We start from the raw sequence: 701 nt of genomic DNA on the forward strand, positions 1-701 counted from the left end.
TTGCAGGCTCGTATTGGTGTTGTGTGAGAACTCCAACAATACGGGCCTGTTCTCATAGGGATCAATAGGTTACGTCGAAACGGGAACAGACCCTAATGCAGCAAGCACGGCTTGCTGCAAATGAATCAAGTTCTGCATAACGTTATCCATGTTTTTGCATGTCTGGCCTTTCAGCCTTCGCCGACGTCCGGTCTTTTTTGATGCCTGCTGCAAAGGCTATGGTATGCATCGGTGATATCTAACTTTCAATTTTTTGTTAAGGGCAGGCCTGTGGCCGGATCCAGGCCTTTTTCCTTACTTAATCTTTGCAGCAGCGTATCGTCCGGCTTGTCAGGCGCGTTTTTTGCGTCACGCCCCTTTTGCCATTGAAAGGTGCCGTCCCATGCAGGAAGTTTGGTTGGCGGCAAGGGAGCAATAATGTCTAAATCTGAAACTTTTGCTCCCTGTGCTTCATTTGATTTTAGAAACTTATGGATAGCCTCATATCGCTTCGACCTTTCCTCGTCTGCTTCCAAGTTCATGTAAAACAAACTGTCTGGTGAAGAAACTCCTTTGAATGCTTCGCTTAGCATTCTTGCCGAAATTGTATTTCCTGACCTCGTAGTGTACTGTTTTCGAAATAAGTTACCCATAACCTGCAAGCTAAGCTATTGATAAGATTTGAATTTTCCGTTAGTTGGTGGCTGATTTTTTCGAAAACA

Annotated in this window: 1 pseudogene; it reads right to left on the reverse strand. The window is 44.8% G+C overall.

The annotated features are described in order from the left end of the window. Window positions 1-245: 245 nt before the first annotated feature. A pseudogene (locus DW49_RS0124110) lies at window positions 246-605 on the reverse strand (DUF6396 domain-containing protein); the annotation flags it as partial. Between the last annotated feature and the right edge of the window lie 96 nt (window positions 606-701).

Origin of the sequence: Pseudomonas avellanae BPIC 631 (genome assembly GCF_000444135.1) — a bacterium.
Lineage (GTDB): Bacteria > Pseudomonadota > Gammaproteobacteria > Pseudomonadales > Pseudomonadaceae > Aquipseudomonas > Aquipseudomonas avellanae.